A 16111-nucleotide genomic window follows, 5' to 3' on the forward strand; every position below is an offset into this window, starting at 1 on the left:
ATGCGTTTCATCTCAAATGACCCGAACACCGATCTCACCTACTCCGATGTGTTCCTCGTCCCGAATTCCTCGACCCTGACTTCGCGCTTCGCAGTCGACCTCACCACAACCGATCCGACCGGGTCGACCACACCGCTCGTCGCGGCGAATATGACCGCTGTATCCGGTCGACGGATGGCGGAGACGATGGCCCGGCGCGGGGGACTGGCGGTGCTGCCGCAGGACATCCCGCTGACCGCTGCGCAGGAGACCATCGCCTGGGTGAAGAGCCGTGACCGGATATTCGAATCCGCATTGCGCTTCGCCCCCGAGGACACAGTCCTCAATGCCCTGCACGTGCTGGCCAAGCGTCCGCACGGCTTCGGCGTCGTCGCCGATTCCGCAGGCAGGCTCGAAGGCATCATCAATGCCGCGGATCTGCGCGGAGTCGACCGTTTCACCTCGGTGGCGGATCTGCTGGACTCCTCACCCCATGTCATCCGCGCCTCCGAAGTCGACTGGGAGGACTCCGGGCAGCTGGAGAACCTCTTCGAGTCGATGGCTGAGTCCCGGTCGGAGTTCGCCGCTGTCGTCGACGACGAGAACACCGTGCTCGGCAGCCTCACTCCGAAGTCGCTGCTGCGCTCGTCGATCTATACGCCCAACGTCGATGACCAGGGCCGACTGAAGATCGCCGTGGCCATCGGCGTCAACGGCGCTGCGGTCGAACGTGCCGCGGCCCTCGTCGAAGCCGGTGCCGATGTCCTCGTCGTCGACACCGCACACGGCCATCAGGTCAAGATGCTCGACACGCTGTCGGCGATCGCCGATGCCGAGCTCGGGGTGCCGATCGTGGCCGGCAACGTCGTCACCGCCGAAGGGGTCCGTGACCTCGTCGCGGCCGGCGCCGACATCGTCAAGGTCGGAGTCGGCCCGGGAGCCATGTGCACGACCCGGATGATGACCGCCGTCGGTCGTCCGCAGTTCAGCGCAGTGCTCGAATGCGCCGAGGCGGCTCGTGAGCTCGGTGCACATGTGTGGGCCGACGGCGGAGTCCGCTACCCCCGAGACGTCGCCCTGGCCCTGGCGGCCGGAGCTTCGCAGGTGATGGTCGGATCCTGGTTCGCCGGCACCCACGAATCCCCTGGCGACCTGCTCGTCGACGGCGACGGTCGGAAGTACAAGGAGAGCTTCGGAATGGCGTCGGCACGCGCCGTGGCCAACCGCACCCGCACGGAGTCGGCCTTCGCCAGGGCGCGGAAGGGACTGTTCGAAGAGGGCATCTCTTCGTCGACGATGTACATCGACCCGGAATCTCCGGGAGTCGAGGACCTGCTCGACGCGATCACGTCGGGCGTGCGCAGCTCCTGCACCTACGCCGGAGCCGGTGACCTCCGGGAATTCGCACGTCTGGCCGCGGTCGGAGTCCAGAGTGCCGCCGGATACGAAGAGGGCCGACCTGTGTCGGGAAGTTGGTAAGATCGCCTCATGCACAGTGACAGTCCCGGCCGGCGGGAAGCCGGCGCCCCAGATGACGATCCTCACCCCGCGAGGGTCTCTCACTTCACCCACTCTGCTCAGCAGATCGTCAACGGCGGGGACAGTCACTGATGGAATGGATACTCCTCGCCCTCGCACTGCTGCTCATCCTCGGCACCGGCGTCTTCGTCGCAGCCGAGTTCTCACTGCTGACCCTCGACCGCCATACGGCCGATCAGGCGGTCGAGGACGGCGTCGTCGGTGCGAAGACGCTGCGGCGGTCGATGACCCACCTGTCCACGCAGCTCTCGGCAGCGCAGGTGGGCATCACGATCACCACCCTGTTGACCGGTTACCTGATGGAACCGTCCCTGGGCAGGCTGCTGGCTCCGCTGTTCGAAGCCTGGGGCGTCGGCCCCGGATTCGCGGCACCGCTGGCGCTGACCATCGCCCTCATCGTCTCCACCGTGGGATCGATGATCTTCGGAGAGCTCGTCCCGAAGAACCTCGCCATCGCTGTGCCTCTGGCGACCGGCCGCATCGCCGCGCCGATGCAGTACGTGTTCTCGATCGTGTTCAAACCGGTCATCGCGGTCCTCAACTGCACGGCGAACAAGATCCTCATGTCGATGGGCATCGAGCCGCAGGAAGAGGGATCGGTGGGCCGTTCTCCGGAGGAGCTGACCTCCCTCGTGCGTCACTCCGCTGAAGAAGGCGTGCTCGACGAGCAGACGGCGGGCCTGCTGGAGAGGACGCTGAGCTTCTCCGAGCGGACCGCCGAAGACGTGATGACCCCGCGCACACGCATGTCCACGGTGGACAAGGACACCACGGCCAGACAGATCATCGAACAGGCCCGGGACACCGGATTCTCCCGCTTCCCCGTGGCCGACGAGGACAAAGACCACATCGTCGGCGTCGTCCACGTCAAACAGGCCTTCGCCGTGCCCCCGGGCAACCGTGACGACGCCTATGCAGGAGGGCTGATGACCGAAGTCCGGGAGATTCCGGAGACCCAGCGCCTCGATCCGCTGCTCCTGGAGCTGCGGGCGACGGGCCTGCAGATGGCCGTGGTCGTCGATGAGTTCGGCGGCACTGCCGGAGTCGTCACCCTCGAAGACGTCGTCGAAGAACTCGTGGGCGAGGTCGCCGACGAGCATGATCGGATGCGCGTCGCGGCCCGACCGGCTCGCGACGGCTCCTGGATCGTGCCCGGTCAGCTGCGACCCGATGAGATCTCGTCGACGATCGGTGTGACCATCCCGGAGGACTCGGACTACGAGACTCTGGCCGGGTTCGTCCTCAAGGAGCTCGGACGGATTCCCGAACCGGGTGACGAGGTCCGCACCGAGGATGCGCGAATCGTGGTCGAAAGGATGCACGGGCGACGCATCGAACGCCTCCGGGTGGTGCTGCGCGCCGCCGACACGGGAGCGTTCGAAACCGGAGGTGAGACCCGATGAGCGCCGATTGGTTCGGACTGGTCTGGCTGGTCGTTCTGCTGCTGGGCAACTCATTCTTCGTGGCCGCCGAATTCGCTGTGGTCGCGGCCAAACGCTCACAGATCGAACCGCGAGCGGCCGAAGGCTCTGCAGCGGCGAAGACAGCGCTCTACGCGATGGAGCACGTGTCACTGATGCTGGCGATCTGCCAGCTCGGAATCACCGTGTGCTCCCTGCTTCTGGGCAACGTGGCCGAACCGGCCATCCACCATCTGCTCGCCGGTCCGCTCGAGGGCCTGGGCATTCCCGCGGGGCTGTCATCGACGATCTCCTTCGTCCTGGCACTGGGAGTCGTGACCTACCTGCACGTGGTCATCGGCGAGATGGTGCCGAAGAACCTGGCTCTGGCCGCATCCGGCCAGGCGGTGATTCTGCTGGCGACCCCCCTGGTGTTCCTGGCGCGGGTCTTCGGGTTCGTCATCCGTCCCCTCAACGGCCTGGCCAACGGGATCCTGCACCTGTTCAGGATCGAGGCCCGCGACGAGGTCAACGAGGCCTATACGATCGAACAGGTCGAATCGATCGTGGCCGAGTCGAAGCGCGAAGGACTGCTCAGCGATGACACCGGGCTGCTCAAGGGCGCCATCGAATTCAGCGACAAGACCGCCTCGGACATCATGGTCCCGATGTCCGAGCTCATCACGATCTCGGACAAGGTGACCCCGAACGAGCTCGTGACCCTGGTCGGAAAGACCGGCTACTCGCGGTACTTCGTCGTCGGTGACGACGGATATCCGCAGGACTACCTCCACATCAAGGACGTCCTCTACGCGGACACCGAAGAGGCCTTCGACTCTCCCGTGCAGAGCAAGCGCTTCCGCCCTCTGTTCACGGTCACGGCCGATGACGAGGTCGAGGAGGCTCTGGCACAGATGCAGAAGGCGGGAATCCACGTCGCCCGCGTCATCGACTCGCAGGCGCAGGTGCTCGGTCTGCTGTTCCTCGAGGACGTGCTCGAAGAGCTCGTCGGCGAGGTCCAGGATGCGATGCAGCGGGGACGATTCGACTTCCGCAGCTGAGCATGTCCGATCGGCCGATCAGTCGGGCTCAGCCATTCGCCGCGACGGCGGTCTCCTGATTGCGGGGAGGCCGCCGTCGCGGCGTTGCGTCCGCTGCGGGCGCTGTGCCGGTGCGCGGGGCTGCGCGTGCGGGCAGTGGCGAAGGGTCTGTGCTCGCGGGAACGTTTCTGTCGGCGCGGAGTCCCATTCGTGACCGACTGTGTAACGGTTCGTGACGAAACAGTGATTCAGGACACCTGGAGTAGACCGCCTGTAGTCGTTCGTGATGACTCATCGTCGGCGAATGACCTGGTCACACGCTGTGTATGAACTGAAGGTGACATTCTGTAACGATGTCGTTATAGTGTTGTGACATAAGCTTTCGGGTGCCCGGCAGAGGGCCTCCAGCGCACAATCTTCACCAACAGTATGGAGCACTATGTCGAGTGAGCTCTCGACCGTCGAGGCGCCGCCGGTCCGCCGACGTGATCTGCGCAAGCAGAACGCCTCCTCGCAGGTTTCGCCGATCAACTCTTCGTATTCCGTGACATCGCAGGCGCGGAGCAGCGCATCCGCAGCCCTCTCGCCCCGTCGTGCGGCTATGGCCGCCGAGGCCCGCGCCGCAGCGGGTTCTCCGCGCCGTGCCGCGATGGCCAAGGAGGCTTCACTGCCGCTGACCCCGGCAGGCCATACGTCGTCGTTGGCCGCAGCTGAGCTCGGCAGGCGCGGTTCAGACGGTTCGCTGCTGCGCTCGGTCCGCCGTCGCCAGGTCACGACCTTCTCGGCTCTGGCCACGGTCTCGGTGACCGGCACCGCCATCGCCGCTGTGATGGTCGCCGGGAACATGAGCGGCAGCCAGGAAGTCAAGGTCGATGACACTGCCGCGCAATCACAGCCGCGTGCGATCAACGCCGAATCGGTCTCCGCCGACATCAAGGTCGACGAGGACGACAAGACTGCGATGACCATCGGCGCCCCGAGCGCCAAGCAGACGAAGGTGGAAGCGGCGTCCCGAGCGATCACGAAGACCGTTCTGCCCGGCTGTGACGAAGCCGCGCCGAAGGGCGACGCGAGCAACGGCGAACTGCCCGACGAATGGCTGTGCGAGATCGGTGTGGGCAGCCACAAGCTGCGCTCCGATGCCGCCGTATCGTTTGCGAAGATGAACGCTGCCTTCAAGAAGGACACCGGCAAAGACCTCGCGGTCACCGATTCCTACCGGTCGCTGTCGGCCCAGGTCTCCGTCGCCGCACGCAAGCCCGGCTTCGCAGCCCGTCCCGGAACGTCCAACCACGGATGGGGGCTGGCGCTCGACTTCGGTGGGGGAACGCAGAACGGCACCGGTCAGCAGTACGAGTGGCTCGTCGCGAACGCCGAGAAGTTCGGGTGGGAGAATCCTGACTGGGCCAAGCGCAATTCCTATGAACTCTGGCACTGGGAGTACGTTCCCGGCCGCAAGGCCATGAAGGGTGCCTGGTCTGCACTGATACCGCTGATCACAGCCCCGCGACACCGCGTGCAGTCCTGCCAGGACTGCACGCGGTGTCGTTTTGGGGGGTGGTGCCAAACGGTGATAGAGTGGCTTCCGTTGCCCGCGTAGCTCAGTGGATAGAGCGTCTGCCTCCGGAGCAGAAGGTCGTAGGTTCGAATCCTGTCGCGGGCACCACGACACCGCCCATCTCAACCGCTGAGGTGGGCGGTGTGCGCATACGCGGTCCGAACGGTCGGCGGTGCAGACAGGATCCAATGCAGTCGGAGACGAGACCCGGACCGTGATGTGAGGCATGCGATGTCGGAACCTGCTGATGAGGCCGTCCAGACCGGCGCGGGGGATGATGGCATCGTCCTCCGCGCGCAGGGCCTGCGCAAAAGCTTCGGCCGCGGCGACACGGCAGTCGATGCTCTCGACGACATCAGCGTCGACTTCGAATCCGGTCGCTTCACCGCCATCATGGGACCCTCCGGGTCGGGCAAGTCGACATTCATGCATGTCCTCGCCGGTCTCGATCGCGTCGATTCGGGCTCGATCATCATGCGCGGCCACGACATCACTCGTCTCAACGATCGGCAGCTGACCCAGCTGCGCCGTGACCGCGTCGGCTTCATCTTCCAAGCATTCAACCTCGTCCCGACCCTGAGCGCAGAGCAGAACATCGAACTGCCGGTGTCGCTGGCCAGGAAGAAGATCGATCGCGAGTGGAAGGCCGAAGTCGTCGAACGACTCGAACTCGGCGATCGCCTCCAGCATCGTCCGCACGAGCTCTCCGGCGGTCAGCAGCAGCGAGTCGCCGTGGCCCGGGCCCTGCTGACCCGGCCGGACGTCATCTTCGCCGATGAGCCCACGGGAAATCTCGACTCCCACGCGGGAGCGGAGGTCCTGTCCCTGCTCGGCCGGGCCACGACCCTGTACGGGCAGACGATCATCATGGTCACCCACGATCCCGTGGCGGCATCCCATGCCGGTCGGGTCGTCCTCATCAAGGACGGCCGGGCCGCGGGTGAAGTCCGACAGCCGACGCGGGAGAGCGTGGTCACGGCGCTGAGCGAACTGAGCTCTCTGTGATCGCAGTCGCTCTCGCGCAGATCCGGATCCACTGGGCCCGGTTCCTCGCCATCGGCCTCGGCATCGCCCTGGCCGCAGGTTTCGTGGCGACGACCCTGATCATCAACTCCTCGCTGCAGGACAGCCTCGAACACGCCGTCGGCCGTTCGTTCGAGAAAGCCGACCTCGCCGTCATTCCGCACAGAGACGTCTTCGTCGGGGGAGACGAGGCGTCTCCGCTGCTGGGACCCCTGGCCGATGTCGACGGGGTCAGCACTGCGTCTCTGTCGGCCCGCACCGTGACCACCGGCAGAGGCGCCTCATTCTCCGAGAGCTCCTTTGCCCTGTCCCCGGTGCCTGCCGATGAACGTCACGACACGTTCGACATGGTCTCGGGCCAGCGACCGGATGCCAGAACGGACCTCGTGCTCGATACCCGCACGGCAGCCGACCTCGCCATCGGCATCGGTGATGAGATCCGCTTCACCGTCGATGCCGTTCCGGTGGGCAGCGGAGACGATGACATGCCCGTCTATCGGGGACCGAGCCAGAGCAGTGTCACCTTCTCCGTCGTCGGCATCGCCGAGCTGAGGCAGGATCCGGCGCGGCCCGGAGCCTCTCGGGCACTGACGACCGCCGCGGGCTACCAGGAGTACTTCGCCCAGCAGGGTGATGTCATCGCCATTCAGATCGCCCTTGAAGACGGTGCGGACCCGGAGACGGTGCGATCACAGCTGCAGAGGGCCATCGACGAATCGGAGCTGGACGGCAGTCTCGAGGCGCTCACCGTGGACGATGCCGTGAGCGCGAAGACGGATCGGCTCTCCGGCGGCAATGTCGTTGTGACCGGTTTCCTGCTCGTATTCGCCGGAATCTCCGTCATCGTCGCCATCCTCGTCGTCTCCAACACCTTCTCGGTCATCGTCGCCGGGCGTCGTCGCGAATTCGCACTGCTGCGCTGCCTCGGCGCCACCCGCGTGCAGATGTACGCCTCCGTCGTGGCCGAAGGGCTCTTCGTCGGTGTGCTCGGATCGATCTTCGGTGTACTCGCGGGGATCCTCGTCAGTCGCGGCCTCATGGCCGCCGCGGTGCGGTACTGGCCGGCGGAATTCCCCTACGACACGCTCACGATCCCCGTCTCCGCTCTGATCAGCGGCATAGTCGTGGGTGCCCTGCTGACGATCGTGGCCACCATCCGCCCGGCTCGCAGCGCCATCGCAGTGACACCGCTCGAAGCACTCCAGCCCTTCGATGTCTCCATCTCGCCGAGAACTCGCGCCCGACCCCGCCACCTCGTCGGCTTCGGCCTCATCGGCCTGGGCACACTTCTCGTCATCGTCTCCGTCTACGCCGTGTCGACCTCCGAGCGCTGGATCCTCGGAGGTGCGCTGGGCGGGGGCCTCGTGGTCACCGGACTGGTCGTCAGCTCCGCGAAGATCATCCCGCCGGTCGTCGCGTGGGCGGGGGAGGTGCTGTTCAGCCCGTGGGGCGTGCCCGGGCAGCTGGCGACCTTGAACACGCTGCGCAATCCGCGCCGCACCGCGGCCACGGCCACGGCGCTGATCATCGGTGTGACCCTGGTGGCGACGATCCTCGTCGGCGGCATGTCGACGAAGGCGACGCTCAGCCACGGACTCGACCAGCGCTATCCTGTCGACGTCTCCGTGCCGCTGTCGGGCCTCGTCGACGATGATGAGCTCGACGAGGTGCGCGAGATCCCGGGCGTGTCCACCGCGGTCATCGCCCACCGCGCCGAGGCGGTCGAGGATTTCGAGGGCTCCCGTCCGGAGATCTTCGTCCTCGACCCGGACAGCGCCGACACCGTGCTCGGCGACGCGGCGGCCGACATCGTGTCCGGACGGGTCACCGTTCCCGAGGACTACAGCTCAGCGACCGTGCGGGTGAGAGGACTCACCGAGATGAGCGTGCCTGTGCACAGGGACGGTCTCTCCAGCCTCGCCTTCTTCACCACTCCCGATGTCGGCAACGACCTCGGGATCTCGGCGACGACGACGGCTGTGCTCGTCCGCCTCGACGAGGACGTCGACGTCGACGAGATCACGCGCATCCGCCAGTCCGTGGCCGAGGCACTCGACGTCTCCAGCGAGGAGGTCGGCGGCTCCGCCGTCGCTCGGGGCACCTATTCCGAACTCATCGACGTCATGCTCGCCGGTGCCGTGGCCCTCCTCTTCGTCTCTGTGGTCATCGCGCTCATCGGCGTCTCGAACACGGTCAGCCTCTCCGTCATCGAGCGCCGCCGGGAGAACGCGCTGATGCGGGCGCTGGGGCTGAGCATCGCGCAGCTGCGGACTCTTCTGGCGCTCGAGGCGGTGCTCATCTCATCGGTGGCTGCACTGCTGGGACTCGTGCTCGGCGGTGCCCTGGGCATCGTCGGCACACGGTTGGTCACTCATGGCTACTCCACCGACCTCATCGTCGACGTCTCCGTCGTGTCCTTCCTCGGCATCCTCGGGGTGGCGGTCATCGCCGGGATCCTCTCTGCTCTGGCACCGGCCAGGCGGGCGTCTCGGCTCTCACCCGTCGAGGGACTCAAACTCGACTTCTGATGGGCCCCGGCCACCGAACCGGACGTCGGTGTCTGATAGGAAAGAGCTCATGAACTCCGCGCGCATCCGCTTTCTGATCGTCCTCGGAATCGTCTTCGCTGCCTTCAATCTGCGCCCGGGAGTCACCGGGCTCTCGCCTCTGCTCGACACGATGGGCGAAGAGATCGACCTGAGCGCGGTGTTCCTGGCCGTCATCGGCATGCTGCCGCCGCTGCTCTACGGCATCAGCGGCTTCATCACCCCGCGGCTCTATGCCCGCTTCTCCGGACTCGGCCTGACCTTGGCCGCCATGGTGATGGTCATGATCGGACTGGGTGTCCGCGCGGTCATCGATTCGCAGTCGCTGTTCCTGGCGCTGAGCGTGTTGGCCCTGCTGGGAATGGGCATCGGCAACGTCATCCTCCCGCCCCTGGTGAAATCGTATTTCCCCGACAGAGTGGCCCTCATGTCGACCGTGCACGTCGGGCTCCTCCAGTTCGGGACATTCATTCCGCCGCTCGTGGCGGTTCCCCTCGCCTCCGGTGTCGGTTGGAGAGGCTCACTGCTCGTCTGGGCCGCTTTCGCGGCTCTGGGGGCGGTCGTGTGGATCGTCATCCGCATCGTCAGGCCCGCACCCGCCACCGAGGTGGCCGTCGCCGTCGTCGGCGGCAGTGAGCTCTCCCGCCTTCTGCGCAGCCCTCGGGCCTGGGCGCTGATGACGATGACGGGACTGACATCGTTCAACAACTTCATCCTCTTCACCTGGCTGCCGAGCCTGCTCACCCGCTCCGGATTCGATGCGGCATTCGGCGGAGCGATGCTGGCGCTGGTCACCGCCATCCCGCTCGTCCTCGGCTTCGTCCTGCCGACCATCGCGCAGAAGATGAGATCGGCCCATCTCATCGTCGTCGGCTTCTGCCTCAGCCTGGCCGTGGGCTACCTGGGGCTGTGGCTGCTGCCCACGTCGGCCCCCGTTCTGTGGACCGTACTGCTGGGCATCGGCATCTCCACGTTCCCGCTCGCGCTGACACTGATCACCCTGCGTGCACGCGACGCCGAAGCGGCGGCCTCCCTGTCCGGTTTCGTCCAGGGCGGCGGTTACCTCCTGGCGGCCACCGGCCCACTGATCTTCGCGTTCCTCATCCAGAGCTTCGACAGCATGTGGCCGGCATTCGCTGTGGTGCTCGCCTCAGTGGCGGTCAAGTTCTTCGTCAGCCACACCGCCTGCCGCCCCGGCGCCATCTGAAGCCGTCCGGGCATCCGTCTCGTCATGAGAGCGAAGATGACGCCGGATTCGTCCTCGCAGTCCGGCCCCGAGTACTCTGTTCGAGTGATCCCGGAAGACCTGCAGACTGCACTCGCGCGCGCCTTGGCGACGGCCGACGCAGGTCTTGTGGCGCCGGGATCCGCCGCGGTCATCGACGTTCGGGCCTCGGCCCGTCCCGACCTCGGTGACTGGACGACACCCGTGGCGCTGCGCGCCGCCGCTTCAGCCGAGCTGCGAACCCGACTCGCCGCACATCTGTGCACCGAACTGCGCGCCCTGCCCGAAGTGGCGGACGCAGTCGTGTCCGGGCCCGGATTCGTCAACGTGACGCCCACCCCGGCCGCGCGTGCGCGGGTGATCTGCGACATCATCAGCGCGGGAGCACGAGCCGACACCCACAGCGGAGCGGAACAGGATGGAACGACGTTCCGCGCGCTGGTCTCCGCATCCGCCCGGGAGCCGGCACCGGGTCTGCGCGCCGACGGCCGCGGCAACGATGTCGATTCGGGCGCTGTGAACGCCCTCCAGCGCGGCCACGCCGCGGCCTGCCGCGAACTGCGGCGGGCACACCGAGCGGGAATCCCGACCACGGCCAGCGACCTGGCGACGCTCGCGCAGCCGAGTGAGACCCGGATGCTCACCATCGTGGCGGGGCTGCCGTCCGCGCTGGAACGCTCGCGCCGCCTCGGCGAGTCCGAACCTCTGCTCACAGCGCTGCTCGAGCTCGGCGCAGTTGTCGAGACCTGGCTGCGTCGCTGCCCGGTCACGCCGACGGTCGATGAGGACATCACCGTCACCCATACCTCGAGGCTTCTCGCTCTGAGAGCCGTGATCATCGTCCTCGCCGCAGGACTACGACAATTGGGTGCTTCGGCCCCGGAGAGGATCTGATGCCCGCACATATCGCAGGGACACTGCACGCGACCCCGGCCCCGGTGTGGCTGCCCTATCCCGACGACGTCAATGCGCTGCTGCCGAGTCTGTGGTCGGACAACGTCGCGAAGACCGACGACGGTGTGCTCACGATCGCCGGTCATTCCGTGACGGACCTGGCCGAACGCTACGGAACCCCCACCCTCGTCATGGACGTCGCTGACTTCCGCAGCCGTGCCGAGGCCTACCTGAGCACGTTCTCCAACGCCTTCTCCGTGGAGAAGGGACTGGCCGGCGCCGATGTGTTCTACGCCGGGAAGGCATTCCTGTGCACAGCTGTGGCCCGCTGGGTGCATGAGGCCGGGCTCGGCCTCGACACCTGCTCCCTGGGCGAGATGATGATTGCCCGCGCCGCCGGTGTCCCCGGCGACCGCGTCGGCCTGCACGGAAACAGCAAATCGGCGGCGGAGCTCGAATACGCCCTCGACTACGGCGTGGCCAGGATCTTCGTCGACAGCCTCGATGAGGTCGCACGTCTGGAATCCATCGCTGTGGCCAGGGGAACGGTCGCCCCTGTCATGCTGCGAGTCACGGTCGGCGTCGAAGCGCACACCCACGACTTCATCGCCACGGCTCACGAAGACCAGAAGTTCGGGCTCTCTCTCGCCGACGGCACCGCCGCCCGGGCCGCTCGTCTGGTCGCCGAATCCGACCATCTGCGTCTCGACGGTCTCCACTCCCACATCGGTTCGCAGATCTTCGACATCTCCGGATTCCAGGTCGCCGCCGCCCGCGTACTCGCCTTCCGAGCCGAGGTCATGGGCGAACACGGCATCGACCTGCCCGATGTCGACCTCGGCGGCGGCTTCGGCATCCGCTACACCTCCCAGGACACCCCGATCCCGGTCGCGGAGATGGCTGCAGAGCTCGCTGCCGTCGTGGCCAAGGAATGCCGGGGCCTGGGCACGAGCGTCCCCAGGATCTCCATCGAACCCGGTCGCGCCATCGTCTCCCCGGCGGTGTTCACTCTCTACGAGGTCGGCACCGTCAAACAGGTGAGCACGGACAGCGGAACTCGCACATATGTCGCTGTCAACGGGGGAATGAGCGACAACATCCGCACGGCACTCTACGATGCGGACTATTCGTGCACCCTGGCCAACCGGAACTCGAACGCCGAGCCTGCGATCGTGCGGGTCGTCGGCAAGCACTGCGAATCCGGTGACATCATCGTCCGCGACGAATACATGGGGGCAGACGTCACCGCAGGCGATCTCGTCGCGGTCCCCACCACCGGGGCGTACTGCCGCTCGCTGGCCAACAACTACAACCATCTGCCCCGGCCGGGCGTGCTGGCCGTCGAGGCCGATAGAGTTGAGTGGATCGTGACCCCCGAAGACCACACGCAGATGTTCGCCACGGACCCGGGAATGGCCGGGGGAGAGACGTCGGCCTGATGAGCGTGAGAGACAAGAGTGGAAAAGGTGAGGAAATGCAGGCACTGAAGGTTGCCATGCTCGGATGCGGAGTCGTCGGCACGGAGGTCGCCGCCCGAATCCAGGATCGCGCGGAGGGCCTGGCCGAGCGCATCGGCGCTCCGCTGGAGCTGAGCGCCATCGTCGTCCGCGATGCCTCGAAGGCCCGTCCGGGAATCGACGAGAAGCTGCTGACGGCCGACGCCGAGGCGGCCATCACCGGAGCCGATATCGTCGTTGAGCTGATGGGCGGGATCGAACCAGCCCGCTCGCTCATCACCGCAGCGCTGCGCCATGGTTCATCGGTCGTGACCGCGAACAAGGCTCTGCTGGCCGCCGGCTACGGCGAGCTCATGTCCGCTGCCGACGCCGCTGGTGTGCGTCTCGAACACGAAGCGGCGGTGGCAGGGGCCATCCCGATCATCCGCCCCGTCGGCGATTCGCTGGCCGGCGACCGGATCGAACGCATCATGGGCATCGTCAACGGCACGACGAACTACATCCTCGATCAGATGGACTCCGAGGGCTGGGATTTCGACCAGGCGCTCACCGCCGCCCAAGGGCTCGGATACGCAGAGGCCGATCCGACCGCTGACATCGGCGGACACGATGCGGCGGCGAAGGCTGCGATCCTGTCCTCTCTGGCATTCCACGCCCCCGTGTCGATCGATGACGTCCACGTCGAAGGCATCGAAGGCGTCACCGCCGAGATGGTCGAGACCGCCCGGGACCAGGGCTTCGTCATCAAACTCCTCGCCGTGTGCGAACGTGTGGCCTCATCACCGGCGGGCGCCGGACTCTCGGCGCGCGTCTATCCGGCGCTTCTCGACCGAGCACACGCACTGGCAGCCGTCCGCGGTGCCTTCAACGCCGTGTTCATCGAGGCCGAAGCCGCCGGCGAGCTGATGTTCTACGGACAGGGCGCCGGGGGAGCACCGACCGCATCCGCCGTGCTCGGCGACCTCGTGTCCGTGGCCAGGCGCAAGGTGCTCGGCGGACGCGGACAGTACGAACGCCCCTTCCACGAGGACTACCCGATCCTGCCGATCTCGGCGATCACGACCAGGTACCACATCACCCTCGACGTGGTCGACCGTCTCGGTGTGCTCGCCGCGGTCTCCGAGGTCTTCGCCGATGAAGGGGCATCCATCGAACTGATGCGACAGACGATCGGGGACATCGACGACAACGGCGTCCAGCACGCGAAGCTCGTGCTGGCCACCCACTCGAACACCGACTCGACTCTGCAGAAGACGGTCGATCGACTCGTCGATCTGCCTGTCGTCCACACCGTCAAATCCGTGATCCGCGTAGAAGGACAGTGACTATGAACTACCCCAGACACCAGTGGCAGGGCGTCGTCGAGGAATACCGCAGCCTGCTCGACATCTCCGCTGACACTCCTGCCGTCACACTCGGTGAGGGCGGGACCCCGCTGATCAGGGCGGAGAAGCTCAGCGCACGCACCGGTGCCCAGGTGTGGGTGAAGTACGAGGGCCTCAATCCGACTGCGTCGTTCAAAGACCGCGGTATGACGATGGCGATCACCAAGGCTGTGGCCCATGGTGCCAAAGCCGTCATCTGCGCCTCGACGGGCAATACCTCGGCCTCTGCCGCCGCCTATGCCACGAAGGCCGGACTGACCTGCGCTGTGCTCGTGCCAACCGGCAAGATCGCGCCGGGGAAGATGAGCCAGGCCATCGCGCACGGGGCGACTCTGCTCGAAGTCGACGGAAACTTCGACGACTGTCTGACGCTGTGCCGCAAGCTCTCCGAGTCCTATCCTGTCCACCTCGTCAACTCGGTCAACCCGGATCGCATCGAAGGTCAGAAGACCGCGGCCTTCGAAGTCGTCGATGTCCTCGGCGACGCCCCCGACATCCATGTTCTGCCCGTCGGCAACGCCGGCAACATCACGGCGTACTGGAAGGGCTACAACGAATACCGCGAACAGGGGGTCTCCACGCAGCTGCCGCAGATGTGGGGCTTCCAGGCCGCCGGCGCCGCACCGCTGGTCCTCGGGCATCCGGTCGACGAACCCGACACGGTGGCGACCGCCATCCGGATCGGGAACCCCGCGAGTTGGACGCAAGCCGAAACGGCGCGTGACGACTCGGGCGGTCGCATCGATTCGGTCACCGATGACCAGATCCTCGCCGCCCACAAGTTCCTCTCGCGTGAAGAGGGCATCTTCGTCGAACCCGGTTCGGCCGCCTCGGTGGCGGGTCTGCTGAAGATGGCCGACGCGGGCGATGTCCCTGCCGGTGCGACGATCGCGGTGACCGTGACCGGTCACGGTCTCAAGGATCCCAGCTGGGCCCTGCACACCGCAGACGGATCCGATATCGAGACCCAGCGGGTCTCCGTCGACGCCGTCAGCGCCGCTCGCGCGCTGGGACTCGAGGACAGCTGAGCGTGCGCGTGAGACTCGAGGTCCCGGCCACCTCGGCGAATCTGGGACCCGGCTACGACTCGTACGGGCTGGCGCTCGACATCGTCGACACTCTCACTGTCACCGTCGCAGACGCAGCGGTCGACGCTGACCGCTGCGTCGAGGTGACGGGGGAGGGCGCCGAGGTGCTGCCACGCGACCGTTCGCACCTGATCATGCAGATCATCGGGGAGGTGCTCGAGGCGGAGTTCCCCGACGTCGCGGCCGATCTGAGTCCGCGGCTGTCGCTCGAGTGCGTCAACCGGATCCCGCATTCGCGCGGGATGGGCTCTTCGGCGGCCGCGGTCGTGGCGGGGATCGGCCTCGCCGCGGAGCTCGGAGCCTGGTCGACCGGAGAGGAGATGAGTCGAGATCGGATCCTCGAGATCGCCACCGCGATCGAGGGCCATCCGGACAATGCCGCGCCCGCGATCTACGGCGGTCTCACCGTCTCCCTGTCTGCGCCGGTCCAGTCATGGCAGGTGCCCGTGCGCACGCTCGAGCACGTCACCGTGCTCGTTCCCTCCGTCCGCCTCGACACCGAGGTCGCCCGCGGCCTCATTCCCGCAGGCATCGACCATGCGATCGCGGCGGACAACTCGGCTCGGGCGGGCCTGCTCGTGCACGGACTGAGCAACGACGCGCGGGTGCTCTTCGAAGCCACTCGTGATCGGCTCCATCAGGAGTTCCGCCGCAGCGCCTATCCGGAGTCGATGGAACTCGTCGACGCGCTGCGCGCCGAGGGGTTCCCTGCTGTCATCTCCGGAGCCGGACCGACGGTGCTCGTCCTCGCCGAAGCGGTGCCCGACACCCTCGTGCCGGCCGGCATCGTCGCTCATCGCACTGCGATTGACCTCGGCGGTTATCGGGTGAGCCGAGAAAATTGAGGAAACGATTCGCCAGATCGTCGCCGAACAAGTAGACTGTGGGTGTTCCGACAGGGCACGGCTTCCCGCTGTTCTACACAGATCCGTCGCCGATGTCATACATTCTGGAACATCTCCTGCTCATTCTTTAGC

Annotated in this window: 12 protein-coding genes and 1 tRNA gene; all 13 read left to right on the forward strand. The window is 66.4% G+C overall.

Annotated elements, in window-relative coordinates; all coding sequences use genetic code 11:
- The 13 genes from guaB1 to thrB all read left to right on the forward strand — a co-directional run bounded on the left by guaB1 (window position 1) and on the right by thrB (window position 15979).
- Entirely contained in the window at window positions 1-1458 is a 1458-nt protein-coding gene (gene guaB1 / locus CXR29_RS07505) for a GMP reductase (RefSeq protein ID WP_127364251.1), read from the forward strand.
- 131 nt (window positions 1459-1589) lie between these two features.
- Window positions 1590-2921, forward strand: coding sequence for a hemolysin family protein (locus CXR29_RS07510; protein WP_127364252.1), 1332 nt, complete (start codon window positions 1590-1592; stop codon window positions 2919-2921).
- Window positions 2918-3979, forward strand: a complete 1062-nt coding sequence (locus CXR29_RS07515; RefSeq protein WP_025776934.1) for a hemolysin family protein — start codon at window positions 2918-2920, stop codon at window positions 3977-3979. The genes CXR29_RS07510 and CXR29_RS07515 overlap by 4 nt, the downstream gene beginning before the upstream one ends.
- Before the next feature lie 418 nt (window positions 3980-4397).
- The gene (locus tag CXR29_RS07520) at window positions 4398-5558 is read left to right on the forward strand and encodes a M15 family metallopeptidase (protein ID WP_127364253.1); all 1161 of its coding nucleotides are present in this window, start codon (window positions 4398-4400) and stop codon (window positions 5556-5558) included.
- Window positions 5549-5624 (forward strand) — tRNA-Arg (locus CXR29_RS07525). The genes CXR29_RS07520 and CXR29_RS07525 overlap by 10 nt, the downstream gene beginning before the upstream one ends.
- A gap of 123 nt (window positions 5625-5747) precedes the next feature.
- Window positions 5748-6521: an ABC transporter ATP-binding protein gene (locus tag CXR29_RS07530; RefSeq protein ID WP_101593672.1), complete on the forward strand. Its 774-nt coding sequence runs from the start codon at window positions 5748-5750 to the stop codon at window positions 6519-6521.
- Window positions 6518-9067, forward strand: coding sequence for an ABC transporter permease (locus CXR29_RS07535; RefSeq protein WP_127364254.1), 2550 nt, complete (start codon window positions 6518-6520; stop codon window positions 9065-9067). Before CXR29_RS07530 ends, CXR29_RS07535 begins: the two co-directional genes overlap by 4 nt.
- Before the next feature lie 49 nt (window positions 9068-9116).
- Window positions 9117-10292 carry an MFS transporter gene (locus tag CXR29_RS07540; RefSeq protein WP_101553925.1) on the forward strand — a complete coding sequence of 392 codons (1176 nt, stop codon included), beginning with the start codon at window positions 9117-9119 and terminating at the stop codon, window positions 10290-10292.
- Between the two features lie 84 nt (window positions 10293-10376).
- On the forward strand, window positions 10377-11204 hold the full coding sequence (locus tag CXR29_RS07545; protein WP_164742791.1) for a DALR anticodon-binding domain-containing protein: 828 nt from the start codon (window positions 10377-10379) through the stop codon (window positions 11202-11204).
- On the forward strand, window positions 11204-12643 hold the full coding sequence (lysA, locus tag CXR29_RS07550) for a diaminopimelate decarboxylase (RefSeq protein ID WP_127364255.1): 1440 nt from the start codon (window positions 11204-11206) through the stop codon (window positions 12641-12643). The genes CXR29_RS07545 and lysA overlap by 1 nt, the downstream gene beginning before the upstream one ends.
- A gap of 35 nt (window positions 12644-12678) precedes the next feature.
- Window positions 12679-13986, forward strand: coding sequence for a homoserine dehydrogenase (locus CXR29_RS07555; RefSeq protein ID WP_127364256.1), 1308 nt, complete (start codon window positions 12679-12681; stop codon window positions 13984-13986).
- 2 nt (window positions 13987-13988) lie between these two features.
- Window positions 13989-15074: a threonine synthase gene (thrC, locus tag CXR29_RS07560; RefSeq protein ID WP_127364257.1), complete on the forward strand. Its 1086-nt coding sequence runs from the start codon at window positions 13989-13991 to the stop codon at window positions 15072-15074.
- Window positions 15075-15076: 2 nt separating this feature from the next.
- On the forward strand, window positions 15077-15979 hold the full coding sequence (gene thrB, locus CXR29_RS07565) for a homoserine kinase (protein ID WP_101553930.1): 903 nt from the start codon (window positions 15077-15079) through the stop codon (window positions 15977-15979).
- The last annotated feature ends 132 nt before the right edge of the window (window positions 15980-16111 follow it).

The organism is Brevibacterium linens, assembly GCF_003999335.1.
In the GTDB taxonomy this organism is placed as follows: domain Bacteria; phylum Actinomycetota; class Actinomycetes; order Actinomycetales; family Brevibacteriaceae; genus Brevibacterium; species Brevibacterium linens.